Raw genomic sequence first — 26701 nt, 5'->3', positions numbered from 1 at the left:
TCCGGAGAGTGAACCCCCTCACTCTCCCGGTTGAATGTGAGCAACGGAACCCTTCTCGAGCGCCACCCAGACCGATCCGTCCACGTCCACGGCGAGCCCGTGCGGCTCGGAACCTTCACCCAAGGCGACCTGCTCGATCACGTTGCCTGCGGCATCCAACCGGCAGACCGCTCCTGCACCCCACAGGGTGATCCAACAGCCGCCGTTCGCCGTCGCGACCACCGCGTGCGGCTTCGAACCGGTCGGCAGGGCGAACTCCTCGATCTTCCCGCCCTGCGTGATCCGGCCGGCTTGGTCCGCGAGGATCTCCGCGAACCACACCGCGTCCGCGCCCGCGCTGATCCCGACCGGTCCCGCCGCCTCGGTCGGCAGCGAGTACGTCGTCACGTCGCCGGCTGTGGTCATCCGCCCGATCGCGTTGCCCTGGTTCAGCGTGAACCACAGGTCGTCCGCAGTCGCGGCGATCATCGCCGGGAACGCCCCGGAGGTCCCGATCGGGTACGTCGTCACCGCGCCGTCGACCGTGATCCGTCCGACCTGATCCGTGTCCATCAACGTGAACCACAACGCGTCATCAGGCCCGGCGCAGATCCCGTACGGCGACCCTGGCACCTCGAAGGACGACGCCGACAACCCGATCCGCCCGATCCGGTTGTCCCCACTCCGCGTGAACCACACCGCGCCATCCGGCCCCGGCACGATCACGCTCGGGCGTTCTCCGGCGTCGTACCGCTCGCCCGAGAGTCGAGCGACCACACCGGCGTGAACCAGCGTCGTCCACACCTCGCCGTTCACGACGGCAACGCCGTACGGACCAGCGATTTCATGTTCAGTGACAGACAGGGTCGGCCTCCTTCAGGTCAAGCACGTCGTACGCGTTGAGCGCGTCCTCCAGCTCCTCCACGAGCGCGGTCGACAGGTGGTTGGTGGGTTCGTCGAGCAGCAGGACGTCGTACGGCGTGTTCAGCAAGTGCTCCACGGCGAGTCTGCGCCGTTGACCGGTGGGTGCGCTGGTCAGAAGATCATTGCTGCCTCCACTAATGCTACGGATGTCGCTCGAGGGGGATCTGGTGAGCCTCAATCGTGAGGTGCACGAGGCGCTGACCGTTCGGCCTTCGGTGACCCAGGCGGTGATTGCGGCCTCGTTCCGGACACCTGAAGCCGCCGAGGCCCTGACCGCGTTCTGGGCGGACAGGTATCGCCGGAGCGCAGACGTCGTACGGCGAGCCGTCATACGCGGGGAGGTCGACGAGACGACCGATCCGCACGAGGTGGTGATGGCCGCGACCGCACCGCTCTACCACCAACTCGTGCTGCTCCGGCAGCCGTTGTCCCGGGCGGCTGCTGACCGGTACGCGAGAGCAGCCGCCGCATCAGCCCGGTCCGGATTAGGGTCTACTCACGCCGAAGGTTGAGGAGACTGCGTTGACTGGACGTTTGACGAACGAGGTCGTGCTGGTGACTGGGGCCGCGCGCGGGATCGGGCGCGCCGTGGCAGCGAAGGCCGCGGAGGAAGGCGCCGCCGTCGCGCTGGTCGACGTTCTGGCCGACCAGCTCACAGCGACGACCGCGGAGCTCCAGGAGACCGGCGCCAAGGTCGCGGCCGCGGTCGGCGACATCACCGACGAGGTGTCCGTCCGCCAGGCCGTCGAGAAGCTCACCGACGACCTCGGCTCGTCGATCACGGTGCTGGTCAACAACGCCGGCAAGAACGCGTACGCCGACGCCACCAAGATGACCGTCGAGGAGTGGGACGGCGTCTTCAACGTGGACCTGAAGGGCGCCTGGCTGATGGCCCGGCAGGTGCTGCCCTCGATGATCGAGAACCGGCACGGCTCGATCGTCAACATTGCCTCGATCCACTCCAGCCTGACCACGGCCGGCATGTTCCCGTACGCCGCGGCCAAGTCCGGCCTGGTTGGGATGACCCGCAGCCTCGCCCTCGACGTCGCGCCGCACCAGGTCCGGGTGAACGCCGTCAGCCCCGGCTACATCGGCACCGACCTGCTCGAGGAGTTCTTCGACACCATCCCCGGCGAGCGCGAGAAGGCGCTCAGCGTGCACCCGCTGGGCCGGATCGGGACGCCCGAGAACGTCGCCGAGGTGGTCTGCTTCCTGGCCTCCCCGGCCGCAGCCTTCGTCACCGGTGCCAACTGGGCCGTCGACGGCGGCCTCGGCGTCCGGTATGCCTGACCGGCTCAGCTCGGGTTGTAGGCGCAGGCCTCGGCCAGGTTGTCCGAGGTGGTCGGCGTCGTAGTCGGCTTGGCGGTCGGCTTGCTGGTGGGCCGGCGCGTGGTGGTCGCGGTCGCCGTTGGCCGCGGCTTCGGCTGCGGGTCGAGTGCGTTCTGCACGATGGTCCGCATGCCGGCGTAGTTGGGGTCGCGGCCGTTCGGGTAGTTCTTCTTCTTGTCGAGGTCGATGTTGCTGATCTTCGCCGACTTCACCTTCTGGCCCAGGTCGATCAGGTGCGCCAGCAGCTTGTCCGGGACGTCGGTGCGGATCAGCTCCTCGCCGGCCTTCGCGATCGCCTGGTAGTTGGTGAGCACGTTCTGCGGGGTGGCCCGTTCGACGATCGCCTTGATCGTGCACCGCTGCCGTGCCTGCCGGGCCACGTCCGCGCCCGGCACCTGGTAGCGGCCGCGGGCGAACCACAGCGCGTCCTCGCCGTTCAGGTGCCGGTTCGGGCCGGGCTCGAGGTAGCGGTTCGGCGGGATCCTCTTGTCGTCGTTCCCGCCGACCGGGACCCGGTAGTTGATGTTCACCGTGATCCCGCCGAGCGCCTCGACCAGCTGCTCGAACCCGGCCAGGTTGATCTGCACGTAGTAGTGCAGCTTCAGCCCGAGCGCCTCGCCGACCGACAGCTTCAGCACGTCGGCGCCCTCGTTGTCCGAGGGCCCGAGGACGCCAGGGTGCAGCTCCGGGACCATCCGGTACATCGCGTCCAGGTAGAAGTTCGACTGCTCCTTGGGCCCGTTCGGGTCCCAGAACCCGGTCGGGTAGATCCTGTGCAGCGGCGAGTCCTCCGGGAACGGCATCCGCATCCAGTTCCGGGTCAGCGAGATCAGCGCGGTGTCCCCGGTCTTGGTGTCGATACTCGCGACCATCACGGTGTCGGTCCGGGTCCCGTCCCGCCCCTCGCCGTCGTCCGCGCCGAGCAGCAGGATGTTCAGCCGCGGGAACTGCGCCCACACGTCCTTGGTGTTGGTGATCGTCGGCCGCGTCTGGCTCTTCGTATTCTCGTTGCCGAACACCTTCCGCACCAGGCTGCGCTGCGCCATCAGCGTCTGCGCGCCGAGCGCCGTACTGGACGCCATGCCGAAGCACACCAGCCCGACCACGACCGCGCCGAACAGCCGCGACACCGGCGCCGCCGTGAGCGGCCGCAGCATCTTGTACGACGTGACCAGTACGACGACCCAGCACAGGGCGGCCACGGCCAGGCCGCCGACCATCCAGAGCAGCAACTCCGGATCCAGGGCCCACGCGATCACGTCGTCCCGGCGCTCGAGGCCGACGTAGGCGGCTGCGCCGTACATTGTGAGGCTGATCAGCGTCACCACGGTGCCGAGTCGGAACTGGCGGGCGACCAGGTACGCCGTACCGGGGAGAAGGGCGCCCAGGACCGCGAGGGCCAAGGCGGCGAGGGAGGACCGCTGCCGAGGGTTGGACCGCCGGGATCGAGCGGCGCGGCGGGCTCGGGTGCTCGGGGACACGGCGCTCCTGTCGATCGGCGGGCAAGACAGTGGACGCGTCCCCGGTGCGCGTCCACTTCTTACGATTCCCTGACCGGACAAAAAGTTCGGCTGGCAGGATGGTTCGGTGACTGACATTCAGGTACGGCGGGCCAAGCCGGACGACGCGGACGCCTTGGTCCGGCTGCGCGGCCTCATGCTCGAGGCCATGGGCAACGACGTCGGCGGCCCGGACGCGCCGTGGCGTGCGATCGCGCGGGACTGGTTCGCCGGACAACTCGCGTCCCCGGAGACCTTCGCGGCGTACGTCGTCGACGACCCGGGCGTCGGCGTGGTCGCGGGCGCGGCGGGCAACGTCTACGTCCACCCGCCGGGCCCGAAGGACCTCACTACGCTGCGCGGTCACCTGTACAACGTCAGCACCGAGCCGGACTTCCGCCGGCGCGGACTCGCCCGTGCTTGCGTGGTCGCCTTGATGGACTGGTTCCGCGACGAGACCGCCGTCGGCCAGGTCGAACTGCACGCGACCGACGACGGAATCGACCTCTACCGGGCGCTGGGATTCATCGACGCGAACTACCCGACGATGCGGTTCACCGTGGGATGAGAAGGGTTTCTGGGCACCCGGGCAAGAACGAGTGAGAATGCGCTCAAGGGGGCGCTGTGAGGAGCTCACCAGATGCGCCGATGGAGTGTTGCCAAGATGACCGGATTGGCGGTCGCGGTTGTGGTCGCGGTCGGGGCGCTGTACCAGGTGCCCGCCAGCCCGTTGGCCCGCCACGGCTACCCGACCCGCCCGGTCGCGCAGACCTCGGAGCAGGCGCCGAGCGCGCAGCAGCCGGCGCGCCCTGTCGACCCGGGCGAGCGCTCCGCGACGGTCCCCGCGCGTCCGCAACCACAAATCACCTACCCAGCCCGCGGCTCCGCGTCGTACGCCGTCCTGCCCGGGAATCCCGCAGTCATCGGCCGCGGTGGCCGGCTGCTCACGTTCCAGATCGCGATCGAAGGCGGCATCAAGGGCGTCGACCGGACCGCGCTGGCGCAGTTCGTCCGGGCGACGTACGGCGCCCCACAGGGCTGGGCGTCGCACGGACTCTGGCGCTTCCAGCAGGTGGGCCCGGGCGCGAACCCGGACTTCACGCTGATGCTGGTGACGCCCGCGACCCGCGACACGATCTGCGGCGGCGGGCACGACCGGTACACCAGTTGCCGGATCGGGGACCGGGTCGTGCTCAACGTCGCCCGCTGGGTGCTCGGCATACCGAACTACGGTGCATCGCTGGCGGCGTACCGGCAGTACATGATCAACCACGAGACCGGACACCGGCTCGGCCGCGGCCACGAGTTGTGCCCGGGACCCGGCCAGCCGGCGCCGGTCATGCAGCAACAAACACTGGGCATGCACGGCTGCACGCCGTACTCCTGGCCCTACTTCAACGGAGCCCGCTACAAGGGCCGCCTGGGCCAGTACAACGACCCGATTCCCCGATGATCGTCGGCCGGGGCGTCATTCCTGGATGACTGCCAGGGTGTTGCCTGCGGGGTCCTTGAACCAGGCGATGGCCGGGCCCCGCGGGTCCCGCAGGATCCCGAGCTCGTCGTGGTCGTCGCTGTACCGCTCGAAGGTCACGCCCGAGTCGGCCAGCTCCCGCACGGTCTTCTCGATGTCGTCGACCGGGAAGTTCAGGACGGTGTGCTCGGCCGGCACGTGGTTGTCCTTCGGGTAGACCATGACCGGGTTGCCGCCGGCGACGTTCAGCCGGAGCAGCCCGTTCTCCTCGGCCACGTCGAGTCCGAGCGTGCCGCCGTAGAACTCCTTGGCGGCCGGGATGTCGTTCACCGAGAAACTGCTGAATGCCTGCGTGTTCTTGAACATGACATACCTCCCTGAGATCAGGTTTACCTCAGGTACGTCGGTGCGGACACGGCCGGCTCGACATGGGTCAGTTGTGGATGGCCACCTGCGGCACGGCTGCGGTGACGGCGGCGGACTCGAGGCCGTCGGCGACGGTGTGCAGCAGCCGGATCAGGTGGCCGGCGTCGGTCGGGCCGAGGATGCCGGTCACGACGTCCAGCACGCGGACGGTCAGCGCGTCCAGCTGGGAGAGGCGGGCCTGGCCGAGTGACGTGACGACCAGCCGCGGGTCCGTCCGGACCATGCCGAGCCCCTCCAACTCGGCGATCGCGAGCTCCGCCTCGCCCGCCGTAGTACCGACCTGGTCGGCGACTTCCTCGGCGTTGCGCCGGCCGTTCGCGATGGCGCTCAGCACCAGCGCCGCGGGCATCTTCAGCCCGACCGCGTCCTGCAGCCCGAGGACGAGTGGATGCGCGTGGCCGCGGACGCGCTCGACCGCGTCGAGCAGCCGAAGCGCGTCGCCGACGTCGCCGATCAGCTGCTCGGTCTGCACGGCCGCGAGGCCGGTGGGTTGGACCCGATCGGGTGCTTGCACGACCCCGTCGGCCCGTCGATCCGGGACAACCAAGGACTTCGTTCCAGCGTCTTCGATGGTCACGAAATCCAGCGTACGGACTCCTTCTGACAGCCCGGCGTGTCGTTCCTGAGGAAACCCTGTGAATTCGTAATCGAACAGGTCCTCGACCTGGCGCGCCCCGCATCGTCTACGCTCCGGCCATGCGGCTGACCGGGAAACGTGCGCTGGTGATCGGTGGAGGTGGCGCGGGAATCGGCCGCGCCGTCGGCAACGCCTTCGGCGACGAAGGCGCGGCAATAGTTGTCGTGGACATCGATCCCGGCCGCGCCGAGGAGGCGGCGGCCGAGCTGCGACAGCGAGGCGCGACGGCGTTCCCGTTCGCCGCCGACGTCCGTTCGCTGCACGACGTCGAGGCCATGATCGCCGCGGCGGTCGAGCACCTCGGCGGACTCGACGTACTGGTCACCGTGGTCGGCGGGCAGGTGGCGTTCGTTCCCGCGGTGAAGCTGCACGAGATGACCGACGACGACTGGGACACCATCTACGAGGTCAATCTTCGCTACGTGATGCGCGCCGTCCGCGCCGCCGTGCGGGTCTTCCTCGACCAGGGTGGTGGCGGCTCGATCGTCAGCGTCGGATCGGTCACCGGGATCATGGCCGCTCCCGAGCAGGCGGCGTACGGCGTGATGAAGGCGGGCCTGCTCAGCCTGGCCCGGACGGTGTCGGCCGAGTACGCCCGCGACGGCATCCGGATGAACGTCGCGGCCGGCGGCGCGATCGCGACCGCAGTGGCGAACACCGCACCCGACACGGGCGGGGAGTGGGTCGACGAGATCCCGGTCGGCCGGCTCGGCCGCTCGGAGGAGATCGCCGAGGCCGTCGTCTACCTCGCCTCGGACGCGTCGGCCTACGTCACCGGCCAGCAGCTCGTGGTCGACGGCGGCGTCTCGACCCGCGGTCCGTTCAGCTGAATGCGGTAATCGAACAACAGCTCGAAGAATCCGGCCCTGGCCGGTCTCGAAAAAGTTCCCCGAATCGCGATCAGGGCGTGACTTCGGGTCCGCGTCCTCCGTTGGATCTGACGTGACGGTGAACACACGGCGCACCGCCATCGCGCTCGCTCCGCGTCCCAGGCCGACCACCTTCGAGTCACAGCCAGGAGGACCAGTGACAACCGCCACCGCCACCCAGACGTCTGAACGCCGACGCGTCCGAGTCTGGTTCGGTGAGCACGTCATCGCCGACTACAACGCCGAGCCGGCGTTGGCCGAGCGGTACGCACACGCCATGAGCCGCCGCTTCGCCGGTCTCCGGGTCACCAACGACCCGATGCCGGCCGTGGACCGGCTCCCCGACCCCCTGCCCGGCGAGCGCATGTGGGACGTAGCACCCCGCTGAGAAGCACTTGGCACCTTTTCTCCCCTGAATGCGCCTGATTGCACGACCTGAAAGTGAAACCCCGTCCGCACCGGTTCCTCAAGGCCGGTGCGGACGTTTCTTGTTCAGAGCCCGGACTCAGAGCCCGGACTCAGAGCCCGGCGAAGTACTCGGGCTTCATCTGGATCAGCTGGACGTAGTTGCCGTCCGGGTCGACCAGAGTGGCGAACCAGCCGACCCCGCGGTCCTCCGGGTGCACCAGCCACTCGACGTCGAGGCTGCGCAGGTGCGCGGCCGCGGCCTCGATGTCGTCGACGGCGAAGTTCACGATGCACCGGCCGGGCTCGGCGGTCTTCGCGGCGACGTCGTCGCGGTGCTCGATCACCAACCCGAAGCCGCCGAGGTTCAGGTTGCCGTAGCCGTCGACCTCGGCGTGGAAGCCGTCGCGGTACCACGCCTTCAACCGCTCCGGGTCGGCGCTGCCGAGCAACATGCTGTTCAGAACGGGCTGCATCACTGTGCCTATCTGCGAGAGAGCTGCCGATCAGCTCACACGCCAGGTACGTCGGAACTAGGCGAGCCCGCTCGACATGGTTCGGGCGACGAAGTCCTCGACGATCGGCCCGAGGACCTCGGGCTCCACGTCGTGCGGATGCCCGTCCATGGTCAGCCGGCGCCCGTCCGGGAGCAGGTCGGCCACGACCTGCGCGGTGTTCCGGCGCCAATCCCGGCTCTCGCCGCCGTCGATCACCAGCGTAGGCACGGTGATCGACGTCGCCCAGTGCTCCGGGATCGTGAAGTCGCCCATCACCAGGACGTCGTACGCGAGCGTCGGAGCCAGCGCCTCCAGGTCCTTCCACAGCGGGGCGGACCGCATCGGCGCGAGCACTTCGGCCGGCATCTCGACTGCCTGGACCAGGAACAGTTCCGTCGCGTCGCCGTACCGGTCCTGCTTCACCAGTTCCTGCAGCCGCCCCGCGAGGTCCGGGGCGAGCCGTGGCCGGGTGTCGTCGATGATGAACGGCGGCTCGATCAGGAGCAGCCCGAGGATCGGTACGCCGTACACCGCCGCCTCAGCAGCGAGCACCGCGCCGGACGAGACGCCCAGCGCGTACGCCGAACCACCGGCCGCCTCGACGACGGCAGCCAGGTCCTCGAACTCCCGCTCGGCCGCCCACGGCAGCACCTCGCCGCTGTCGCCCCGACCACGCCGGTCGTAGGTCACCACGGTGAACTGGCCGGCCAGCCGCTTGGCGAGCGGGATGAAGGTCCGCCGATCGTTCAGCGCGCCGCCGACGAGCACGATCGCCGGGTCGCCGGCGCCGTACGTCTCGAGCACGATCGGGGTCCCGTCGGCCGACGTCACGGTCGTTGTCCGAGGCAACATCGCGGCGGGGGAGGCGGGTGGTTTCGGGGCGTCGCCGTACAGGCCGCCCAGGTACGCGAACAGCTCGCTGTGCCCGTACAACCGCGGCTCGGTGTGTCGCGCGAGGCCCTCGAAGTACCGTTCGTACCGGCGCCGCGTGGTCTCGAGCTCCCCGGCTTCCTCCAGTCGCTGCAGACAGAACGCACGTACCGTCTCCAGCAGCCGATAGCGCGACCCGGACGTCCCGTCCACGCGTACGACGAGCGACCGGTCGACCAATCGGCTCAGCAGCTCGGCGACATCAGCGACCGGTACGTCGTCACCCGCGCACACCGCCTCGGCCGCAGCCAGCGTGCACCCGCCGGGATGTGGTGCGAGTCGGCGAAGCACCGCCCGCTCCGGTTCGCCGAGCAGATCCCAGCTCCACTCGACCATCGCCGAGAGCGTCTGCTGCCGATCGGGCAGACCGCGCCGGCGGTAGCGGTCGTCGAACCGGTCGACCAGGTCGCGCACATCCATCGCCGCCACCCGGCTCGCGGCCAGCTCGAGCGCGAGCGGAAGCCCGTCGAGCCGGCGGCACAGCGCGACCACTGCCGAGGTGTTCTCGGCGGTGAGGGCGAAGCGTGGATCGGCCGCTGCGGCACGCGCAACGAAGAGCTGAACGGCCGGGCTCGCGGCTGCGTCCGCATCAGCAGACGGCAGGTCCAGCGGCGGGACCGGCCAACGGTGCTCACCGGCGACGGCAAGAGGTTCGCGGCTCGTGGCGAGGATCCGCAGCTCAGGCGACTCGCGCAGCAGCCGGGCAACCACGTCGGCGGCGGCCTCGATCACGTGCTCGCAGTTGTCGAGCACGAGCAGCCCGGTCGTTGCCTCGATCAACGAGGACACGTCATCAGCCGTCGCCGCGGCGTCGAGGGCCGCGAGCTCGACCAGCCAGGCTTCGTCTCCACTTCGGCGACCGGCCGCGAGCGCGAGGCTCGTCTTGCCGACCCCACCCGCACCGGTCAACGTCACCAGCCGCGCCGACGCAAGGCGCTCCACCACCTCAACCACCGCGGCATCGCGGCCGATCAGCTCGACCTCGGCCGGCAGATTGGTCTTCAGCGGCTCTCGAACAGTCGGCGCCTCGGTGAGGATCTCCTGATGCAACGCGACCAGCTCCGGACCGGGATCCAGCCCGAGCTCATCAGCCAACCGACGCCGCAGCTCGGCGTAGCTCTCCAACGCCTCTGCCTGCCGGCCGGACTGGTGCAACGCCTTCATCTGTACGGCGCGCAGCCGCTGACGCAACGGGTTCCGGGCGACGAGCTCGGCCAACTCGGCGACGAGTTCGTCGTACTCACCGAGCACCAAACGGGCTTCGGCGTACGCCTCCTGCACGGCCAGCCGCTCCTCGTCGAGCCGGTCGATCGTTGCCCGGGCAAACGCGTCCTGCGCGACATCGGCGTACGCCGGACCGCGCCAAAGCGTCAGCGCATCGGCCAGTGTGGCGGCCCGCATCCGGGCGTTGCCGGTCTGCCGAGCCCGAGCCGCCAGCGCGCGGAACCGGCCAGAGTCCACCGCCTCGGCGGCAACCGTGAGGAGGTACCCGGCGGGAGTCGTCTGCACCAGGTCGCGTGCGCCGGGCTCGGCGTCGTCCAGCGCCTTGCGTAGCTGCGAGACCCGAGTCTGCAGCGTGGCGGTCGGATTGGCAGGGAGCTCGTCGCCCCACAGATCGTCAATGATCGCCGTCGCCGCGACCGGCCGCCCCGCGTGCAGCAGCAGATCGGCCAGCAACCCCCGCACCTTCCGGTCCGGGATCCGCACCGCCCGGCCGTCATCGGTCCACGCGGTGACCGGCCCGAGCACCCCAAATCGCATGCGCCTCAGCCTAGAACTCCCGAAGGTTTTCTAAAGCGGTTCGATTGACGCTGAACGCATGACAAGACCTCTTCTGCTGGCCGGGGCACTCGCCGGCCCTCTGTACGTCGGGATCGGGACCGTCGAGGCGATCGTCCGCGACGGGTTCGACATCCGCAAACACTCGCTGAGCCTGCTCGCCAACGGCACCGGTGGCTGGGTCCACTCGGTGATGATGGTCGGCACCGGACTGCTGACCGTGATCGGCGCGATCGGGCTGGCCAAGTGCTTCGCGCCGGGCGAACGATCGCGCTGGGGCGTTGGCGGCCTCATCGTGTACGGCGCCGGCGTTGCGGCAGCCGGGTTCATGCGGGCCGATCCGGCACTCGGGTTCCCGCCGGGGACGCCGGACGCGATGCCGGAGACGGTGAGCTGGCACGGGTTCGGGCACGTCATCGCCGGGATGATCGGGTTCATCGGCCTGATCGTCGCCTGCTTCGTGCTCAGCCGGTGGTTCGGGCGGCACCGCGCGGCCGGCTGGTCCCGGTTCTCGCTGATCACCGGGATCGTCTACCTCCTCGCCCTGGTTGGGCTCGGCGCCGCTGCCGGCACCACGGCCGGCAACCTCGGTTTCACCGTCGCTGTCATTCTGGGCTGGACCTGGATCACCTTGCTGATGCTGCGCGCCCGCGCAGAGGGGAGTCTGCGATGAAGTTCACGGCCGAGCTCGAGGGCACCGGGAAGACCACGGCCGGGTTCGAGGTTCCGGCCGAGATCGTCGAGGCGCTCGGCGGCGGCGCGCACCCGAAAGTCAGCGTGACCGTGAACGGGTTCACCTTCCGCACCTCGATCGCCCGGATGGGTGGGCGGTACCTGCTCGGCGTCAGCGGCGAACGCCGTACCGCTGCCGGGGTTGCCGCCGGAGACGTGCTCGAGGTCGACGTCGTGCTCGACACGGCTCCGCGGGAGGTCGACGTACCCGAGGAGTTTGCCGCGGCGCTGGCCGGGGACGCGAAGGCACAGGAGTTCTGGCAGACGCTGAGCTACAGCAAGCAGCAGTGGCACGTGTTGCAGGTGACGGGCGCCAAGACCGAGGAGACCAAGGCGCGGCGGATCCTGAAGTCGATCGGCATGCTGCGTGAAGGCCGGGCCCGGTGATGAGGTTCATCGCGTTGCTCCGTACGTCGGAGTCGCACGGCTTCCCGCCACCCGCCCTGCACGAAGGCATCGCGGCTCTCGGCGCTGAGGCTGCCCGCAGCGGGGTCCTCGTGGACACGGCAGGCCTGCTTCCGATCGCGACCGCCACCCGCGTCGGGGTGTCCGCCGGCCGCCTGATCGTCACCGACGGCCCCTTCGAGGACCCGACCCCGCTCGGCGCCTATGCCGTGTACGACGTCGCCACCCGCGCCGAGGTCATCCACTGGACCAAGCGGTTCATGGATCTCCATCGCCGGACCTGGCCCGGCTGGGAAGGCGAGTCGGAGATCCGCCAGATCGTCGGGCCGTGACACCCGCTGACACCCGGCACCACTTGACACCGGAGGCTGCGGCTAAGTGTACTGGTCGGACCAGTAGGCCGAGCTGAGCAGGAGGGTCATGCAGGAGAGCCGGCAGTTCGAAGGACGGATCGGCCTGACCCACCTGGACTCGGTGCCGCACTGGGCGCCCGTCCCGACACCGGGTGCGTCAGCGCCGAACGTGGTGTACGTCGTCCTCGACGACGTCGGGTTCGCCGACCTCGGCTGCTTCGGGTCGGAGATCGACACCCCGACGATCGACGGTCTCGCCGCCGACGGACTGCGGTACGTCAACTTCCACGCGACGCCATTGTGCTCGCCGACCCGCGCGTCGCTGCTGACCGGGAGGAACCACCACTCGGTCGGCATGCGCCTGTTGTCCAACCTCGACACCGGCTACCCGAACGGGCGCGGTCACGTGACGAAGGCGGCCGCGACCCTGGCCGAGATGCTGGTCGACGCCGGCTACAACACCATGTGCGTCGGGAAGTGGCACCTCGCCCCGACCGAGCACACCACTGCGTCCGGTCCGTACGACCAGTGGCCGCTAGGCCGTGGTTTCGAGCGGTACTACGGCTTCCTGGAGGCCGAGACCGACTGCTTCTACCCCGAGCTGTACGCGGACAACCACGCGATCGAGGCGCCTGCCAGGCCGGAGGACGGCTATCACCTGACCACCGACCTGGTCGACCAGGCGATCTCGTTCGTCCGGGCGCAGACGTCGACCACGCCGGAGAAGCCGTTCTTCCTGCACCTCGCGTTCGCTGCCGCGCATGCACCCCACCAGGCTCCGCAGCAGTACCTCGACAAGTACCGCGGCCGGTACGACGAAGGCTGGGACGTCATCCGGGACCGGCGGATCGCCCGGCAGAAGGACCTCGGCGTCATCCCGCCCGACACACAACTGTCCCCGCGCAACGACGGGGTCGAGCCGTGGGCGAACCTCACCGACGACGAGCGCCTGCTGTTCGCTCGCCTGCAGGAGGCGTACGCCGCCATGCTCGAGCACACCGACGCCGAGTTGCGCCGGTTCGTCGACACGTTGGCGGCACTGGGCCGGCTCGACGACACCATGATCGTGGTGATGTCCGACAACGGCGCGAGCCAGGAGGGCGGCAAGCGCGGATCGCTCAACCCGGCCGCGTTCCAGAACGGCATCGAGCCGGACTTCGCCTGGAACCTCGAGCACCTCGACGAGATCGGCGGACCTCGCGGTCACTCGAACTACCCGTGGGGCTGGGCGCAGGCAGGAAACACGCCGTTCCGGCGGTACAAGCAGAACACGCACGAGGGCGGCGTACGCGTGCCCCTGGTCGTGCGGTGCCCGGGCAGGATCGCCGACTCCGGCGCGATCCGGTCCCAGTTCCACCATGTCATCGACATCACCCCGACCGTGCTCGACCTCGTCGGCGTCGAGGCACCGGCGTCGTACCGAGGGGTGCCGCAGCTCCCGCTCCATGGCACGCCGCTGACCTACACGTTCGACGACGCCGAGGCGCCGACCACGCATCGCACGCAGTACTTCGAGATGTTCGGTCATCGGGCGATCTGGCACGACGGCTGGAAGGCGGTCGCCTTTCACCAGCGGGGGACGGACTACGCCGCGGATCGCTGGGAGCTGTACGACACTTCGACCGACTGGTCCGAGTGTGACGACGTCGCTTCCCGCTATCCGGAGAAGCTGGCGGACTTGCAGCAACGGTTCTGGGCGGAGGCCGGCAAGTACGACGTGTTGCCGCTCGACGACCGCGGCTTCGCCGTACGAGCGAAGGTGGCCAGACCGGGATCGATCCGTGCCCGCCGCACCTTCGTCTACTACCGCGGGATGCCGCACCTGCCGGCGGCCGCGTGCCCGCCGACGATGAACCGGTCGCACCGGATGACCGCCTTCGTCGAGCGCGCTGCGTCGGACGGGGACGGTGTGCTCGTAGCGCTCGGCGGCGTGGCGACTGGGTTCTCCTTGTTCGTCAAGGACGGCCGGCTGGTCTTCGACCACAACTACCTCGGCCGGCACACTGTCGTCCGCTCCGAGTTGGCCATTCCCTCAGGCGCGAAGGAGCTCGCGGTGGACGTCGAGAAGGTCGGCGACTGCGCGGCCTCCGTGCGGCTGCTGGTCGACGCGGAGGAGGTGGCCTCCGGCAAACTCGACGCCGTACTGCCGAACTTCCACGGTTGGGAAGGCCTCGACATCGGCCACGACGGCGCGTCCCCGGCGTCGACCGCGTACACCGACACCTTCCCGTACCAAGGCTTCCTGGACCGCGTCGAGATCGCGCTTCCGGACGACGACATCCCCCTCTACGAGACCGTCGACTAGACGCGCTCGCTCGTACGGCGGAGGTCGGTGGGTGACCTCCGTCGTGGGGGTGATGGCCGGCGAGGGTGGTTGCGTCAGACTGAGAGTGTGCTCGGGGTTCCTGGTCCGCGGACGGTTGACGTCGCGGTGGTGGTCGCGGTGGGCGTGGCCACGGCGGTGCCGTTCATCGATCCCGCGCCGGGTGCGGTGACCTGGCTGGGAGTGGTGTTCAACCTGGCGACGGTCGTGCCGCTGTTGTGGCGGAGGCGATGGCCGTTCGGGGTGATGGTGGTCGTCGGGGTGGCCGCGACGCTCGTGTCCGTCCACCACCGGCCCGGTCAGAACCTGCAGTACGCCGGGCTGGTCGCGATCTACACGGTTGCCAGCCTCGGCCGGAAGCGGTGGCAGCGGATCGGCGTACTGGTCGTCATCCTGGTCACGTTCCCGCCGGCGTCGTTGCTGCTGAAGGACAACGACCTCGACGAGTTCATGTTCACCTTCCTGCTGCCGGTCGCCGCCTGGTTGCTCGGCTCGCTGGAACGCAGTCGCCGCGAGCACGCCGCGGTGCTGCGTGACCGAGCGGATCAGCTCGAGCGGGAACGCGTCGCCGAAGCCGCCCGCGCCGCCGCCGAGGAACGCGCCCGGGTCGCTCGCGACATGCACGACATCCTGGCGCACGCGGTCAGCCTGATGGTCGTCCAGGCCGAGGCCGGGCCGGTCGTCGTCCGCACCGATCCGGATCGGGCCGAGCGAGCCTTCGACGCGATCGCCGACGCGGGACGAGATGCGATGGTGCAGTTGCGGCGGCTGCTCGGCGTACTCAAGGCCGGCGAGGACCGAGCTCCGCAGCCGACCCTGGCCGACCTGCCGGCACTTCTCCGCGGCACGTCCTACGAGGAGACCGGGGTACGGCGACCGGTGCCGCCGGACACCGAGGTCGCGGTGTACCGGATCATCCAGGAGGCGTTGACCAACACCGTCAAACACGCCGGCGCGACGCGGGTCGCCGTACGACTGGACTGGTCCGCTGAGGCGCTGGAGTTGACGGTCACCGACAACGGAGTCGGCTCGGAGGTGTCCGCCGGTGGGCACGGGCTGATCGGGATCCGGGAACGGGCGGCGGCGTGTGGCGGTACGGCGGAAGCCGGCCCGCTGGCCGACCGTGGGTTCGAGGTGCGGGCCAGACTTCCCTGGCCGGAAGGAGTCTCATGATCCGGGTGGTGCTGGCCGACGACCAGGAACTGGTGCGCAGCGGATTCGCGATGATCCTCGACGCGCAACCCGACATCGAGGTTGTCGGCGAGGCCGGCGACGGCGCCGAGGCGGTCTCGCTGGTCCGATCGCTGACACCGGACGTGGTGCTTCTCGATGTCCGCATGCCACGCCTGGACGGCCTCGCGGCGGCCCGCACGATCTGCGCGAGCACCGGCACGAGAGTGGTGATGCTGACGACCTTCGACTCCGACGACTACGTGTACGACGCCCTCTATGCCGGCGCCAGCGGCTTCCTGCTGAAGGACGTCCGCCGCGACGACCTGGTACACGCCGTCCGCGTGGTCGTCGCCGGCGAGTCCCTGCTCGCCCCCAGCGTCACCCGCCGCCTGATCGCCGACCTGACCCGGAGCCGCCCCCGCAGCACACCCGCGGCCACCCTCGACGTCCTCACCACCCGGGAACGCGAAACCCTCGTCCTGCTCGCCCGCGGCCTCACCAACGCCGAGATCGCCACTGCCCTGACCGTCAGCGAACACACCGTCAAAACCCACGTCAGCAACACCCTCACCAAACTGAACCTCCGAGACCGAGTGCAAGCCGTCATCGCCGCCTACGAGGCCGGACTCGTCACGCCGGGGACCGAAGGACAGGAGATGTCCCGCTCGCCCGCACCCGGCCCCGCCTGACAGCCCCTCCATGATCCGGTCGCGGCTGGACACCTCCTGTCCTTCCGTCCCACGACCCATTCGCCGGGCGAAGTTCACTCTCACCGGCGAGGTGGCTGGGCGCCGGTCTCCCGAGGATGGGGGTATGAAGAAGCTCGGAGTGGTTGCGGCGGGGCTGTTTGTTGCTTATGGCATCGTTCGGTTGGTTGACGGCCGGGATGGGGAGCATGGGCCGGGCAGAGCCTGGACGGTTGGGCATGTGCTGTTTCTGGTGGGGATCTTGCTGTACGGCGTCGTACTCGTGCGGGCTCGGGGTTTGTTGAGGGCGCGGCATGCGGCGGGGACGGCGGCTGTGGTGGTGGGGTTCGCGGGGGTGGCGGCGTTCGCGCGGGTGTTCGTGGTGGATCTGATCGTGGGGTTTCGGGCGGAGGATCACGCGGCGATGTCGCGGATCGGGGACGAGTACGAGCGGTGGCCGGGGGACCTGGGGATCTACGAGCCGCTGTACAACGTCGGGCCGCTGCTGTTCCTGGCCGGACTGCTGACCCTGGCGGTCCTGCTCACGGTGGAGCGACAGCTGCCGGTGTGGTCGCCGGTGTTGCTGCTGGTGGGATTCGTGCTGATCTCGGTGAACCTCGACCTGATGCCGCTGGGTGGTGCGTTGCTCGGGCTGGCGTTCGTCAGCAATACGACCGGCAGCCGCGATCGACGCCGTACGAGCGCCGCGCTTTAGCAACCGCGGTGACGGGTGACAGCTGTCGGCCCTCCTGCCACGCATCGAGGAACGGCTGCGGTGACACCGACCCACGACGGATCCACCACTTGCCGGGCGGCGTGGGCCAGCTGATTCCGAAGTGCAGGTGGGACGGGGTGACCCGGGCGCTGCCGGTGTTGCCGATCGAGCCGAGCGACTGGCCGGCTTTCACGCGCAACCCCGGCTTGATGCCGGTGCCGATGGCTGACAGGTGCGAGCCGTAGTAGCGCACGCCGTCGATACCCACCACGGACACTGACAGTCCACCGCGGTCCCGGCCAACATTGGTGTCCGGGTCCCACCGGTCGACTGCGGTCACTTCGTCGACCTGCCCGTCCACTGGCGCGACGAACTTGCAGCCGGTCTTCGCGAAGATGTCGGACGCCGGATAGTCGTGGTGACTCTGCGATGCCGACGCCTCGCAGCCCCGGATCGGGAACACGTACCTAGCCGTGGGTGAGGGGGATGGCGACCGGCTTGGCGTCTGCGCCGACGGTCTGCTCGCTCGCACAGCCGGCGCGTCTGATTGGGCGTCCCCTGGGACGTCGCTACACGCAGTCAGCGCGAGCAGACCACCGACCGTGACAGCGGTGGTCGCGGCCCGTCGGAACGTCACCCTGCGAGTTCTCATCCTGGGCCATTGAAGTGGTCTCGCGTCGGGTTGTCCATCCGGAGGCGTTCACCGGGACAACATCTGGTGGTCACGGGAAAGGGCGATGATCGCGCGGGATTCCGCCATCCGAGAGGACTGCACGATGGGGCACGATCACAGCCACCCGCACCCCCATGACCACGAGCACGAGCACGGTCATCATCACCACCACCCGAACACCGAGCTGGACGCGGCCACGCTCGCGGCGCTCGACGAGTCGGTGCCGGACAGCGACCTGTCGCCCACCGAGGTGTCCCGGCGGGCGCTGCTGCGGTCGGCCGGAGTTCTCGGAGGTACGGCGGCTCTCGCCGTCACCGGAGCGCAGGCGGCCGAGGCGGCTGCTCCCGACGACAGCTGGATCTTCAAGCCTGGCGGTCGCCCCACCGTCTGGCTGGCCGGCGACCACCACATCCACACGCAGCTGAGCTCCGACGGCATGTACCGGGTGATCGACCAGGCCCGGCACGCCGCGGCGTACGGGCTGGACTGGCTGGTCATCACCGACCACGGCGGCGCGACGCACGCCCGGATCGGCGTCGACCTGGTCAACCCGCAGATCAAGGCGGCCCGGTCGGAGCTGCGGAACACGCTGATCTTCCAGGGCCTGGAGTGGAACATCCCGGCGGCCGAGCACGGCACCGTCTTCGTCGCACCGGGCAGCCGCGAGGTCGACGTACTGAAGCAGTTCGAGAACAGCTACGACGGCAGCGTGAAGGGGGCCGGCGCGAACACGCCCGCCAACGAGGCGCTCGCGGTGTCCGGCATCCAGTGGCTCGGTCAGCAGGTGGACCACCGCAAGGTCGCGGACGCGCTGTTCCTGGCCAACCACCCGGCCCGCAACGGCATCGACAGCCCGCACGAGATCCGCAACTGGCGTGACGCCGACCCGCGGATCGCGGTCGGCTTCGAGGGCGCGCCGGGCCACCAGGCGGCCGGTCTGCCGGCCGGAATCGGCGCCGCGAACGCGCGCGGCTTCTACGGCAACTCGCCGAACGCGAACTCGTTCCCCGGCTACCCGGCCGAGAGCTACCGGACCTGGGGCGGCTTCGACTGGATGACGGCGACCGTCGGTGGGCTGTGGGACAGCCTGCTCGCCGAGGGCAAGCCGTGGTGGATCAGCGCGAACTCCGACTCGCACGTGAACTGGAACGAGACGTCCCGTCGTCCCGACGGTTCGAGCCAGGCGCAGTTCGACCGCGACGGCCGCTACATGGACCCGGTCTACGGCAACACGGTCAACTCGACCGCGGGTGACTTCTGGCCGGGCTTCTACAGCCGCACACACGTCGGCGCGGACCGGCGCGACTACCTCGCGGTGATGGAGGGCCTGCGCAACGGCCGCGTCTGGGTCGACCACGGCGCGCTGGTGAAGGGCGTCGAGGTCGAGGTCCGTGAGGTCGGCAAGCGGTACGGCGAACCGCTCGGCGGCGCCCTGATCACGCGCAAGGGCCGGGCTCTCGAACTCGTCGTACGGATCACCGCGCAGACGATGCCGAACTGGGCGAACTTCGTGCCGACCCTGAACCGGGTCGATGTCATCCAGGGTGCGGTGACCGGAACGGTGTCCGACCGCGACACCTTCACCGCGCCGAACACCAAGGTCGTCCGGCAGTGGGACACCTCGGGCCGTCGCGGCACGTTCGAGCTCGTCTACCCGCTGGGCAAGGCGGAGGCGCCGTTCTACGTCCGGGTCCGCGGCACCGACGGGAACCGCAGCCAGCCCGGGTACCTCGGCGCGGCAGTCGACCCGGCCGGGCCGAAGCTCGACGTGGTCGGGGACGCGGACCCGTGGGTCGACCTGTGGTTCTACACGAACCCGATCTGGGTCCTGCCGAAGTAGTCGAGATGATCATCGCGATCGACGCGGACAGCCGGGACACGGCCGAGGCCGACCACCTGCTGTACGACCTGCTCGACGCCGTGGACCAGCCGGTCGTCGCCTGCACCCACATGGTGCCAGGCGGCGACCGCCCACACGTCGCGGTCTCGCTGATGAGCACAGCGGACCTGGCCGACGCCGTCCGCGGCCACTTCGCCACTCATGACGCCGGCCTCGCGATCACCCGGCCGGGCGCGTCCGAGCCGGAACTCGCCGGACCGAGCCACCTCGTCCGCGGCGCGTACCTCGCCGCCGTCGAAGCAGCCCTCGGTACGGCGGGACGCGCGGTCCGCTGGCCCGGACACGAACAGGCCCACGGGGTCCTGCCGGCCGCAGAACTCCGCACCCGCTGCGGCATCGATCAACTCGAGGCCGTCGGCGGCCTGTCCGTCACCGACGACGCACTCGTCGACACCCGAGACTTCCTCCGCCCCCTCCGCCGCGCCGGCCGCCTGGTCCTCCAGGTCCAACCCGCCGCCGGCAACCTCCTCATCCCCTTCGAACTCCAACACCAACAAAAGTGCTGCGCCGACCACTAACGCCGGTCGTCCCAGGCGGTTGAGGACTGGAGTACGTCGGGTAGGGGGCCTACTACGCCGAGGCGTTGGGTGCAGCGGGTGAGGGCGACGTACAGGTCGCGGAGGCCGCGGGGTGACTCGATCAGGATGCCGTCGGGGTCGACGACCAGGACGGAGTCGAACTCGAGACCCTTGGCACCGGCTGCGCTCAGCACGGTCACGTCGTTCAAGTGGGCGACCGCCTCCTGCACGAATTCGAGGCGGTTGCGGGACGTGATCACACCGACCTGCCCGTGCTGCGTCTCCTCGGCCGCGACCTTCTGCACGTACGCCGCTTGGTCGCCCGGCGCGATGTCCGCGTGCCAAGGCTGCACCCCGGTCGACCGGACCGAGCGCGGCGCCTTCGCCCGCGGATCGACCTCGCGCAGGACATCGCCCGCGAGCTCCATCACCTCGGCAGGCGTCCGGTAGTTGAGCGTCAGCTCGGCCAACCGCCAGCGATCGCCGAACGTCGACGCGAGCGCACCCTCCCAACTCGTCCCGCCGCCGATCGCACCGGTCTGCGCGACATCACCGACCACCGTCATCGAGCGCAGCGGACACCGCCGCGCGATCGCCCGCCACGCCATCGGAGTCAGCTCCTGCGCCTCATCCACGATCACGTGCCCGTACGTCCACCGCCGGTCGGCCGAAGCGCGGTCGGCCAGCGTCCGGTCGTCGTCCGCCTCGTACCGATCCGCGAGCATCTCGGCGTCGAGGATGTCCTTCGCGGTCAGCACCTCCGCGTCGTCGTCCTCGTCGAAGTCCGTCGACGCCGAACCGATCAGCACGTCCAGCGAGCCTTGTGCATAAGCGATCGCCCGCGCCCGGGCCGCCTTCTCCAGCGCCGCTTCCCGGCCGTCGTCGCCGAGCAACTCGGCCGCTTCGTCCAGCAGTGGTACGTCGGACGGGCTCCAGTCATCGCCGTACCGCAGGAGATGTTCGCGATCGAGGACACTCAACTGCGGCGCGGCAAGGGCCAGCCGGTCCTCGTCGCCGTACAGGTCCTCGAGGAGCTTCTGCGGACTGAGCAGCGGCCAGAGCTGGTCGAGCACCGCTTGCACAGCCGGCTCGGCGAGGACTTCCTTGCGCAACTCCTGCAGGTCGTACTCGTCGAGCAGGTTCTCCCCACCGAGGGGGTCGGCGCCGATCAGGTCGGCGTACTGGTTGGTGAGGAAGTCGACGACCTCGGTGAGGAAGAACGGGCGGGCCTGGTTGTGGGTGAGGTTGCGGCCGCGGGCGCGCGCCCGGGCGTCCGCGCAGAACGCCGGGTCGAGTCGCAGCACGGTCCGGTCGACGGTGAGGTGGATCGGGCGGTCGGGCACCCACTGCCGGTCGGCGACCGCCTTCGCGATCACGTCGGCCATCACCCCGCGACCCTTCACCTCGGCGCTCTCCGCAACCTCCGGCCGAGTCGCGGTCAGGCCCGGGTACAGCTCGGCGACGGTGACGAGCCGGACGCCGTCCTCACCAAGCGACGGCAGCACCTCGCCGATGAACCGCAGGAACGCCGGATTCGGCCCGACCACCAGAATTCCGCGCTTTTCCAGCTGTTCACGGTGCGTGTACAGCAAATACGCCGCCCGGTGCAGCGCGATCGCGGTCTTGCCGGTACCCGGACCGCCCTGGACGACCAGGATTCCGGGCAGTTCCGAGCGGATGATCCGGTCCTGGTCGGCCTGGATCGTCTGGACGATCGACTCCATCCGGCCGGTCCGCCGGGCCTCGAGCGCGGCGAGCAGGACGGCCTCGCCCATCACGCCGGTGCCGGGTTTCGACGCGTCCGGCGCCTGCCGGTCCAGGTCGAGCTGCTCGTCCTGGACGTCGACCACCTTGCGGAGCCGGGTCCGGATATGACGCCGCCGTACGACGCCCTCGTTGGCGACCGCGGTGGCGATGTAGAACGGGCGGGCGGCAGGCGCGCGCCAGTCGACCAGCAACGGTTCGTAGTCGGCGTCGTGCAACCCGAGCCGGCCGATGTGCAGGGTCTCGCCGTCGGCGGCGTCGAGGCGACCGAAGCACAGGCCTTCCTCGGCGGAGTTGAGCCGGGCCAGCCTGGTGTTCAGCTCACGGATCCGGCCGTCGCGCTGGTGCAGGGCCTGCGCGTTGCGGGTATGGACCAGTTGCTCGTCCTGCTTGCGGGCCTCGGCGCGCTCACGCTCGGCGTCGAGCGCAGCGTAGAACGTCGTCAGGTGAACCTGCTCGGCCTGAACCGGATTCGGCAATTCAAACCCCTTGTGATAAAATGCAGCCCGTTGGTTCCTGGAGGAAATTTCCGTATTTCCTCCGGTGGCAGCCACAAATCCATGAGTTTATCCCGGAACGCGCTTTTTCTGTACTGCTGTCGGGTGACCGCTTGACCTCAAGTCGTGTTGAGGTATTAGCGTCCACGCCGTGACCGTTCATCCGCTGCGGCTGGCCCTGCTCACCCGCAACGTCGACGCCGGTCGCTTCGGCACCCTGGTCACCCGCTGGTTCGCCCGTCAGATCGAGCGCTCCGCCGACTTCAAGCTCGACCTGATCGACCTGAGCGCCGTGCCACTGCAGGAGTTGCCGGCCCGGATCGCCGAGGCGGACGCCGCCGTGATCGTCACCGCCGAGTACAACCATGCGTATCCAGGTGACCTCAAGACGGCGATCGATGCCGTACGGCGGCCTTGGTACGGGAAGCCGATCGCCTTCGTCGTGTACGGCGGCCGCTCGGGCGGACTCCGAGCCGCCGAGCAGCTGCGACTGGTGTTCGGTGAGCTCCACGCGGTCACGATTCGCGACAGCCTCGGCTTCCACGAGACCGACTTCACGGCGGACGGCGAGCCCACCGACCACACGACTCCGCGTGCCGCCGCTGCGCTGCTCGACCAGCTCGCCTGGTGGGCCCGGCCACTACGTGATGCCCGCGAACGAACGCCGTACCCGGACTAGCGGACGTCCAGCACTCACCAACCACGGGTTCACCGCGGGGCGCACGCTCACGGCGGCGCCGGATGCGACATTGATGAGTGCTGGCGGTCCGCGCAGGAATACCCGGCGGCCGATGCCGGTTGTCGGTTGAACGTGACTTCCGAACCGATGCCGTTGTCCGTGCTCGACCTCTCGCCGGTGCCGACCGGATCGCGGCCGTCGCAGGCGCTGCACGAGACCCTCGAGCTGGCCCGCACCGCCGAGGCCGCCGGGTACAAGCGCTACTGGCTGGCGGAGCATCACAACATCCCGAGCGTGGCCAGCTCGACTCCCGAGGTGATGATCGCGGCCGTCGCCGCGGCCACCTCGCACATCCGGGTCGGCTCCGGCGGCATCATGCTGCCGAACCACTCCCCGCTGAAGGTCGCCGAGACGTTCCGCGTGCTGGCCGGCCTGCACCCCGATCGCATCGACCTCGGCATCGGCCGCGCACCCGGCACCGACCAGCGGACCGCGCTCGCGCTGCGCCGCAGCCGGGAGGCGCTCGGCGCCGACGACTTCCCCGAGCAGTACGCCGAGCTGCGCGCGTACGCCGAGGGCTTCCCGACCGGCCACCCGTTCGCGCCGATCTCCGCGCAACCGGACGACGTACCGTTGCCGCCGGTGTGGATCCTCGGTTCCAGCACGTACGGCGGTCAGGCCGCGGCCGCGCTGGGGACGGGGTTCGCGTACGCCGGTCACTTCGGGACCCTGGATCCGGCCGGCGTGATCGCGTCGTACCGGGAGAACTTCCAGCCGTCCGACCACCGGTCGACGCCGCACGTCATCCTCGCGCTGGCCGCGATCGTCGCCGACACCGAAGAACGCGCGCAGCAGCTGGCGCAGGCCAACGCGCTGTCGATGCTGCGGCTGCGCTCCGGTCGGCCGGGCCCGCTACCGTCACCCGAGGAGGCCGCCGCCTACCCGTGGTCTGACGCCGAACGCGCGGCGGTCGAGGAGTGGGCCGGGCTGGTCTCCGTCGGCACACCCGACCAGGTCGTTGCCGATCTGCAGAGCCGCGCGAAGGCCGCGGATGCCGACGAGCTGATCATCACCACGAATATCCACAGCCCCGCCGAGCGCCGGCACTCCTTCACGCAGCTCGCCGCCGCCTGGGGGCTCTAGCTCGTTCCGCCGCGGACGTGCTCGAAGATGAGGCTCGTCTCGGCGTGCACTACGGCTGGGTCAGCGGTCAGGTGGTCCAGCACGAATTCGCGGAGCGCGTCCGGCGACGCGGCCGACACGTGCAGCAGGTAGTCGTTCGCGCCGCTGACGTGGAAGAGCGACAGCACACCGGGTAGCCCGGGCACCTTCGTCCGGAAGCGGTTGATCTCGTCGCGCGAGTGCGCCCCGATGCGCACCGCGACCAGCGCCTGCAGCGGCTGCCCGAGCGCCGCCAGGTCCACATCTGCGTGGAAGCCCCTGATCACGCCGCGCTCCCGCAGCGACCGCACCCGCATCAGACACGTCGACGGGGCGATGCCGGCTGCCTCGGCGAGCGCGTTGTTCGGCATCCGGCCGTCGGCGGCCAGTAACCGGACCAGCTCCCGGTCGACCTCGTCGAGCCCGTCGGGCGCCGCGCGCGGGGCGGGACCCGGGGTCCGACGATCCTTCGGCATGCCACCACTGTAGGACTCATCCACAGAATCCACAGCGTGTGGATGAGCCTGTGGATGAATTTTCTTCGGAACTCTTGCGGTAGATCTGCAGAAGATTCCATCCTCGTCGCCGAGTGAGTCCAGGTGACCTGAGGAGGCACGGATGACCCAGCTCGACACCCGGTCGGTGCACGCCGGCCGCGACGACCTCACGGCGCTCGGCGTCCACGTGCCGCCGATCGACCTGTCCACGACCTATCCGCTGCCCGGGGTGACGGCCGGCGGGACGTCGTACGACGTACTCACGCAGGGCAAGGCGCCGGACGGCGGCAGCCTCGTGTACCAGCGGCTGTGGAATCCGACGGTGGCTCGCTTCGAGGAGGCGCTCGCGGAGCTCGAGCACACCGAGTCGGCGGTCGCCTTCGCGTCCGGGATGGCTGCGCTGACCGCCTGCTTGCTCGCCACTGTCGCCGCGGGTCGTCCGCACGTGGTCGCCGTACGGCCGCTGTACGGCGGGTCCGACCACCTGTTATCCACAGGCTTGCTGGGTACGACGGTCAGCTACACGTCGGCCGATTCGGTGGCGGCGGAGATCCGGCCGGAGACCGGGCTGGTGATCCTGGAGACGCCGGCGAACCCGACCGTGGAGCTTGTGGATATCGCGGCGGTGGTCCGGCAGGCGGGCGACGTGCCAGTGCTTGTGGACAACACGTTCGCGACGCCGGTCCTGCAGCAGCCGGCTCGTCACGGGGCGAGCCTGGTGCTGCACTCGGCAACCAAGTACCTCGGCGGCCACGGCGACGTCATGGGCGGCGTCGTCGCGGCAGCCGCGGAATGGACCGCCCGGCTCCGCCAGATCCGGGCCGTGACTGGTGGCCTGCTGCACCCGTTGGCCGCGTACGAACTGCACCGGGGACTGCAGACGCTGCCAGTGCGAGTACGGGCGCAGCAGGCGACCGCTACCAAGGTGGCGGACTGGCTCTCAGCCCAGCCCGCTGTGGAAAAGGTCTACTACCCAGGCCTCACCGACCCGCAGGCCCTCATCGGCCGCCAGCAGGCGGGTCCCGGCGCCGTGCTCGCCTTCACAGTGACCGGCGGCTACGACGCGGCCGCGCGTGTAGCCGACTCGTTGAAGCTGATCACCCACGCAGTCTCCCTGGGCGGCGTGGACACCCTCATCCAGCACCCCGCCGCCCTGACGCACCGCCTGGTCGCCGAGGATGCCAAGCCCCACGCGGGTTTGCTACGCCTCAGCCTCGGACTGGAAGACGTTGACGACCTGACTGCTGATCTTCAGTCAGCACTCGGTCGATGATTCCGTAGTCGCGGGCCGCCTCCGCGGTGAACCAGCGGTCGCGGTCGAAGTCGGTGGTGATCCGGTCGACCGGTTGGCCGGTGCGGTCGGAGATGAGGTGGGCCAGGTCCTCGCGGGCCTTGATGGCCTGCTCGGCCTGGGTCTTGATGTCGGACGCGGTGCCGCCCATGCCGCCGGTCGGCTGGTGCATCATGATCCGCGCGTGCGGCAGCGCGTACCGCTTCCCGGGCGCGCCGCAGGTGAGCAGCACCTGACCCATCGACGCGACCATCCCCATCGCGTACGTCGCGACGTCGTTGGAGATGAAGTTCATCGTGTCGTAGATCGCCAGCCCGGCCGACACCGAGCCGCCGGGGGAGTTGATGTAGAGCGAGATGTCCGCCTTCGGGTCCTCGGCGTTCAGCAGGATCAGCTGCGCGCACAGGGCGTTGGCGTTCTCGTCCTTGATCTCGTCGCCGAGGACGAGGATCCGCTGCCACAGCAGCCGCTGGTAGATGTGACCGTCGAGGGTGTTCGGCATTTCACTCATGCCCTCCAGCCTGCGGGCGGAGCGTCCGGAACCGGCCGGGAATCTGCCCGTGGCAGATCTGCCCACCGCAGACCTGGC

The 26701-nt window shown here is 69.6% G+C and carries 29 protein-coding genes; 18 read left to right on the top strand and 11 right to left on the bottom strand.

The genetic code is table 11. The features are described 5' to 3' along the window. Window positions 1-18 precede the first annotated feature (18 nt). Entirely contained in the window at window positions 19-795 is a 777-nt protein-coding gene (locus tag ACIBL3_RS02250) for a virginiamycin B lyase (RefSeq protein WP_396351331.1), read from the bottom strand. A 34-nt stretch (window positions 796-829) separates the two neighbouring features. Continuing rightward, window positions 830-979: a hypothetical protein gene (locus tag ACIBL3_RS02245; RefSeq protein WP_396352318.1), complete on the bottom strand. Its 150-nt coding sequence runs from the start codon at window positions 977-979 to the stop codon at window positions 830-832. A 61-nt stretch (window positions 980-1040) separates the two neighbouring features. On the opposite strand from ACIBL3_RS02245, the gene ACIBL3_RS02240 reads away from it, so the two are divergent. Both ACIBL3_RS02240 and ACIBL3_RS02235 read left to right on the top strand, forming a co-directional pair. Beyond that, the gene (locus ACIBL3_RS02240; protein WP_396351330.1) at window positions 1041-1415 is read left to right on the top strand and encodes a TetR-like C-terminal domain-containing protein; all 375 of its coding nucleotides are present in this window, start codon (window positions 1041-1043) and stop codon (window positions 1413-1415) included. Window positions 1416-1425: 10 nt separating this feature from the next. Beyond that, on the top strand, window positions 1426-2193 hold the full coding sequence (locus ACIBL3_RS02235) for an SDR family NAD(P)-dependent oxidoreductase (protein WP_396351329.1): 768 nt from the start codon (window positions 1426-1428) through the stop codon (window positions 2191-2193). Window positions 2194-2198: 5 nt separating this feature from the next. Here the strand turns inward: ACIBL3_RS02235 and ACIBL3_RS02230 are convergent, their stop codons facing one another. Continuing rightward, the gene (locus tag ACIBL3_RS02230) at window positions 2199-3713 is read right to left on the bottom strand and encodes an LCP family protein (RefSeq protein WP_396351328.1); all 1515 of its coding nucleotides are present in this window, start codon (window positions 3711-3713) and stop codon (window positions 2199-2201) included. Window positions 3714-3819: 106 nt separating this feature from the next. On the opposite strand from ACIBL3_RS02230, the gene ACIBL3_RS02225 reads away from it, so the two are divergent. Both ACIBL3_RS02225 and ACIBL3_RS02220 read left to right on the top strand, forming a co-directional pair. Further along, entirely contained in the window at window positions 3820-4299 is a 480-nt protein-coding gene (locus tag ACIBL3_RS02225; protein WP_396351327.1) for a GNAT family N-acetyltransferase, read from the top strand. Between the two features lie 96 nt (window positions 4300-4395). Then, a complete protein-coding gene (locus ACIBL3_RS02220; RefSeq protein ID WP_396351326.1) occupies window positions 4396-5184 on the top strand; it encodes a DUF3152 domain-containing protein in 789 nt (262 codons plus the stop codon). A 15-nt stretch (window positions 5185-5199) separates the two neighbouring features. Here the strand turns inward: ACIBL3_RS02220 and ACIBL3_RS02215 are convergent, their stop codons facing one another. Next, window positions 5200-5568, bottom strand: a complete 369-nt coding sequence (locus ACIBL3_RS02215; protein ID WP_396351325.1) for a VOC family protein — start codon at window positions 5566-5568, stop codon at window positions 5200-5202. Between the two features lie 67 nt (window positions 5569-5635). Then, window positions 5636-6205, bottom strand: coding sequence for a MarR family transcriptional regulator (locus ACIBL3_RS02210; RefSeq protein WP_396351324.1), 570 nt, complete (start codon window positions 6203-6205; stop codon window positions 5636-5638). A gap of 119 nt (window positions 6206-6324) precedes the next feature. Between ACIBL3_RS02210 and ACIBL3_RS02205 the strand changes: the two genes are divergently transcribed. Together ACIBL3_RS02205 and ACIBL3_RS02200 are read left to right on the top strand one after the other, a co-directional pair. After that, window positions 6325-7095, top strand: coding sequence for an SDR family NAD(P)-dependent oxidoreductase (locus ACIBL3_RS02205; RefSeq protein WP_396351323.1), 771 nt, complete (start codon window positions 6325-6327; stop codon window positions 7093-7095). Window positions 7096-7291: 196 nt separating this feature from the next. Next, window positions 7292-7522, top strand: a complete 231-nt coding sequence (locus ACIBL3_RS02200) for a hypothetical protein (protein ID WP_012924486.1) — start codon at window positions 7292-7294, stop codon at window positions 7520-7522. Between the two features lie 130 nt (window positions 7523-7652). On the opposite strand, the gene ACIBL3_RS02195 is transcribed toward ACIBL3_RS02200, so the two are convergent. Both ACIBL3_RS02195 and ACIBL3_RS02190 read right to left on the bottom strand, forming a co-directional pair. After that, window positions 7653-8015 (bottom strand): VOC family protein, encoded by a 363-nt coding sequence (locus ACIBL3_RS02195; protein WP_396351322.1) that lies wholly within the window; start codon window positions 8013-8015, stop codon window positions 7653-7655. Window positions 8016-8072: 57 nt separating this feature from the next. Continuing rightward, a complete protein-coding gene (locus tag ACIBL3_RS02190; protein WP_396351321.1) occupies window positions 8073-10727 on the bottom strand; it encodes an alpha/beta fold hydrolase in 2655 nt (884 codons plus the stop codon). Between the two features lie 58 nt (window positions 10728-10785). Between ACIBL3_RS02190 and ACIBL3_RS02185 the strand changes: the two genes are divergently transcribed. The 7 genes from ACIBL3_RS02185 to ACIBL3_RS02155 all read left to right on the top strand — a co-directional run bounded on the left by ACIBL3_RS02185 (window position 10786) and on the right by ACIBL3_RS02155 (window position 17132). Beyond that, window positions 10786-11418, top strand: a complete 633-nt coding sequence (locus ACIBL3_RS02185) for a DUF998 domain-containing protein (protein ID WP_396351320.1) — start codon at window positions 10786-10788, stop codon at window positions 11416-11418. Further along, the gene (locus ACIBL3_RS02180) at window positions 11415-11864 is read left to right on the top strand and encodes a YdeI/OmpD-associated family protein (RefSeq protein ID WP_396351319.1); all 450 of its coding nucleotides are present in this window, start codon (window positions 11415-11417) and stop codon (window positions 11862-11864) included. The genes ACIBL3_RS02185 and ACIBL3_RS02180 overlap by 4 nt, the downstream gene beginning before the upstream one ends. Continuing rightward, window positions 11861-12214, top strand: a complete 354-nt coding sequence (locus ACIBL3_RS02175) for a YciI family protein (protein ID WP_396351318.1) — start codon at window positions 11861-11863, stop codon at window positions 12212-12214. Before ACIBL3_RS02180 ends, ACIBL3_RS02175 begins: the two co-directional genes overlap by 4 nt. A gap of 88 nt (window positions 12215-12302) precedes the next feature. Next, a complete protein-coding gene (locus ACIBL3_RS02170; RefSeq protein ID WP_396351317.1) occupies window positions 12303-14540 on the top strand; it encodes a sulfatase-like hydrolase/transferase in 2238 nt (745 codons plus the stop codon). An 87-nt stretch (window positions 14541-14627) separates the two neighbouring features. Beyond that, window positions 14628-15731 (top strand): sensor histidine kinase, encoded by a 1104-nt coding sequence (locus ACIBL3_RS02165; RefSeq protein ID WP_396351316.1) that lies wholly within the window; start codon window positions 14628-14630, stop codon window positions 15729-15731. Next, on the top strand, window positions 15728-16420 hold the full coding sequence (locus ACIBL3_RS02160) for a response regulator (RefSeq protein ID WP_396351315.1): 693 nt from the start codon (window positions 15728-15730) through the stop codon (window positions 16418-16420). Before ACIBL3_RS02165 ends, ACIBL3_RS02160 begins: the two co-directional genes overlap by 4 nt. Before the next feature lie 124 nt (window positions 16421-16544). Then, window positions 16545-17132, top strand: coding sequence for a hypothetical protein (locus ACIBL3_RS02155; RefSeq protein ID WP_396351314.1), 588 nt, complete (start codon window positions 16545-16547; stop codon window positions 17130-17132). On the opposite strand, the gene ACIBL3_RS02150 is transcribed toward ACIBL3_RS02155, so the two are convergent. After that, window positions 17080-17595: a M23 family metallopeptidase gene (locus ACIBL3_RS02150; RefSeq protein ID WP_396351313.1), complete on the bottom strand. Its 516-nt coding sequence runs from the start codon at window positions 17593-17595 to the stop codon at window positions 17080-17082. The two genes, ACIBL3_RS02155 and ACIBL3_RS02150, sit on opposite strands and share 53 nt — an antisense overlap. 313 nt (window positions 17596-17908) lie before the next feature. On the opposite strand from ACIBL3_RS02150, the gene ACIBL3_RS02145 reads away from it, so the two are divergent. Together ACIBL3_RS02145 and ACIBL3_RS02140 are read left to right on the top strand one after the other, a co-directional pair. Continuing rightward, the gene (locus ACIBL3_RS02145) at window positions 17909-19645 is read left to right on the top strand and encodes a PHP domain-containing protein (protein ID WP_396351312.1); all 1737 of its coding nucleotides are present in this window, start codon (window positions 17909-17911) and stop codon (window positions 19643-19645) included. A gap of 5 nt (window positions 19646-19650) precedes the next feature. Further along, the gene (locus ACIBL3_RS02140) at window positions 19651-20223 is read left to right on the top strand and encodes a hypothetical protein (RefSeq protein ID WP_396351311.1); all 573 of its coding nucleotides are present in this window, start codon (window positions 19651-19653) and stop codon (window positions 20221-20223) included. Here the strand turns inward: ACIBL3_RS02140 and ACIBL3_RS02135 are convergent. Beyond that, on the bottom strand, window positions 20220-22466 hold the full coding sequence (locus tag ACIBL3_RS02135) for an AAA family ATPase (protein ID WP_396351310.1): 2247 nt from the start codon (window positions 22464-22466) through the stop codon (window positions 20220-20222). The two genes, ACIBL3_RS02140 and ACIBL3_RS02135, sit on opposite strands and share 4 nt — an antisense overlap. Window positions 22467-22635: 169 nt before the next feature. On the opposite strand from ACIBL3_RS02135, the gene ACIBL3_RS02130 reads away from it, so the two are divergent. Together ACIBL3_RS02130 and ACIBL3_RS02125 are read left to right on the top strand one after the other, a co-directional pair. After that, complete coding sequence (locus ACIBL3_RS02130) at window positions 22636-23163, top strand: NADPH-dependent FMN reductase (RefSeq protein WP_396351309.1); 528 nt, start codon at window positions 22636-22638, stop codon at window positions 23161-23163. Between the two features lie 132 nt (window positions 23164-23295). Next, on the top strand, window positions 23296-24306 hold the full coding sequence (locus ACIBL3_RS02125; RefSeq protein ID WP_396351308.1) for an LLM class flavin-dependent oxidoreductase: 1011 nt from the start codon (window positions 23296-23298) through the stop codon (window positions 24304-24306). Here the strand turns inward: ACIBL3_RS02125 and ACIBL3_RS02120 are convergent. Continuing rightward, window positions 24303-24800, bottom strand: a complete 498-nt coding sequence (locus ACIBL3_RS02120) for an Lrp/AsnC family transcriptional regulator (RefSeq protein WP_396351307.1) — start codon at window positions 24798-24800, stop codon at window positions 24303-24305. The two genes, ACIBL3_RS02125 and ACIBL3_RS02120, sit on opposite strands and share 4 nt — an antisense overlap. A 142-nt stretch (window positions 24801-24942) precedes the next feature. On the opposite strand from ACIBL3_RS02120, the gene ACIBL3_RS02115 reads away from it, so the two are divergent. Continuing rightward, complete coding sequence (locus ACIBL3_RS02115) at window positions 24943-26094, top strand: trans-sulfuration enzyme family protein (RefSeq protein WP_396351306.1); 1152 nt, start codon at window positions 24943-24945, stop codon at window positions 26092-26094. Here ACIBL3_RS02115 and ACIBL3_RS02110 read toward each other — a convergent pair. After that, window positions 26030-26623: a ClpP family protease gene (locus ACIBL3_RS02110; RefSeq protein WP_396351305.1), complete on the bottom strand. Its 594-nt coding sequence runs from the start codon at window positions 26621-26623 to the stop codon at window positions 26030-26032. The two genes, ACIBL3_RS02115 and ACIBL3_RS02110, sit on opposite strands and share 65 nt — an antisense overlap. Window positions 26624-26701 lie beyond the last annotated feature (78 nt).

This window comes from Kribbella sp. NPDC050124, from assembly GCF_044460355.1.
Lineage (GTDB): Bacteria > Actinomycetota > Actinomycetes > Propionibacteriales > Kribbellaceae > Kribbella.
This window is presented reverse-complemented; position numbering and strand designations above follow the sequence as displayed.

Coding starts and splice junctions, on each gene's coding strand:
- ACIBL3_RS02240 (WP_396351330.1), top strand. CDS start 1,041: ATGCTACGGATGTCGCTCGAGGGGGATCTGGTGAGCCTCAATCGTGAG.
- ACIBL3_RS02220 (WP_396351326.1), top strand. CDS start 4,396: ATGACCGGATTGGCGGTCGCGGTTGTGGTCGCGGTCGGGGCGCTGTAC.
- ACIBL3_RS02215 (WP_396351325.1), bottom strand. CDS start 5,568: ATGTTCAAGAACACGCAGGCATTCAGCAGTTTCTCGGTGAACGACATC.
- ACIBL3_RS02205 (WP_396351323.1), top strand. CDS start 6,325: ATGCGGCTGACCGGGAAACGTGCGCTGGTGATCGGTGGAGGTGGCGCG.
- ACIBL3_RS02195 (WP_396351322.1), bottom strand. CDS start 8,015: ATGCAGCCCGTTCTGAACAGCATGTTGCTCGGCAGCGCCGACCCGGAG.
- ACIBL3_RS02190 (WP_396351321.1), bottom strand. CDS start 10,727: ATGCGATTTGGGGTGCTCGGGCCGGTCACCGCGTGGACCGATGACGGC.
- ACIBL3_RS02185 (WP_396351320.1), top strand. CDS start 10,786: ATGACAAGACCTCTTCTGCTGGCCGGGGCACTCGCCGGCCCTCTGTAC.
- ACIBL3_RS02180 (WP_396351319.1), top strand. CDS start 11,415: ATGAAGTTCACGGCCGAGCTCGAGGGCACCGGGAAGACCACGGCCGGG.
- ACIBL3_RS02170 (WP_396351317.1), top strand. CDS start 12,303: ATGCAGGAGAGCCGGCAGTTCGAAGGACGGATCGGCCTGACCCACCTG.
- ACIBL3_RS02160 (WP_396351315.1), top strand. CDS start 15,728: ATGATCCGGGTGGTGCTGGCCGACGACCAGGAACTGGTGCGCAGCGGA.
- ACIBL3_RS02155 (WP_396351314.1), top strand. CDS start 16,545: ATGAAGAAGCTCGGAGTGGTTGCGGCGGGGCTGTTTGTTGCTTATGGC.
- ACIBL3_RS02145 (WP_396351312.1), top strand. CDS start 17,909: ATGGGGCACGATCACAGCCACCCGCACCCCCATGACCACGAGCACGAG.
- ACIBL3_RS02140 (WP_396351311.1), top strand. CDS start 19,651: ATGATCATCGCGATCGACGCGGACAGCCGGGACACGGCCGAGGCCGAC.
- ACIBL3_RS02120 (WP_396351307.1), bottom strand. CDS start 24,800: ATGCCGAAGGATCGTCGGACCCCGGGTCCCGCCCCGCGCGCGGCGCCC.
- ACIBL3_RS02115 (WP_396351306.1), top strand. CDS start 24,943: ATGACCCAGCTCGACACCCGGTCGGTGCACGCCGGCCGCGACGACCTC.
- ACIBL3_RS02110 (WP_396351305.1), bottom strand. CDS start 26,623: ATGAGTGAAATGCCGAACACCCTCGACGGTCACATCTACCAGCGGCTG.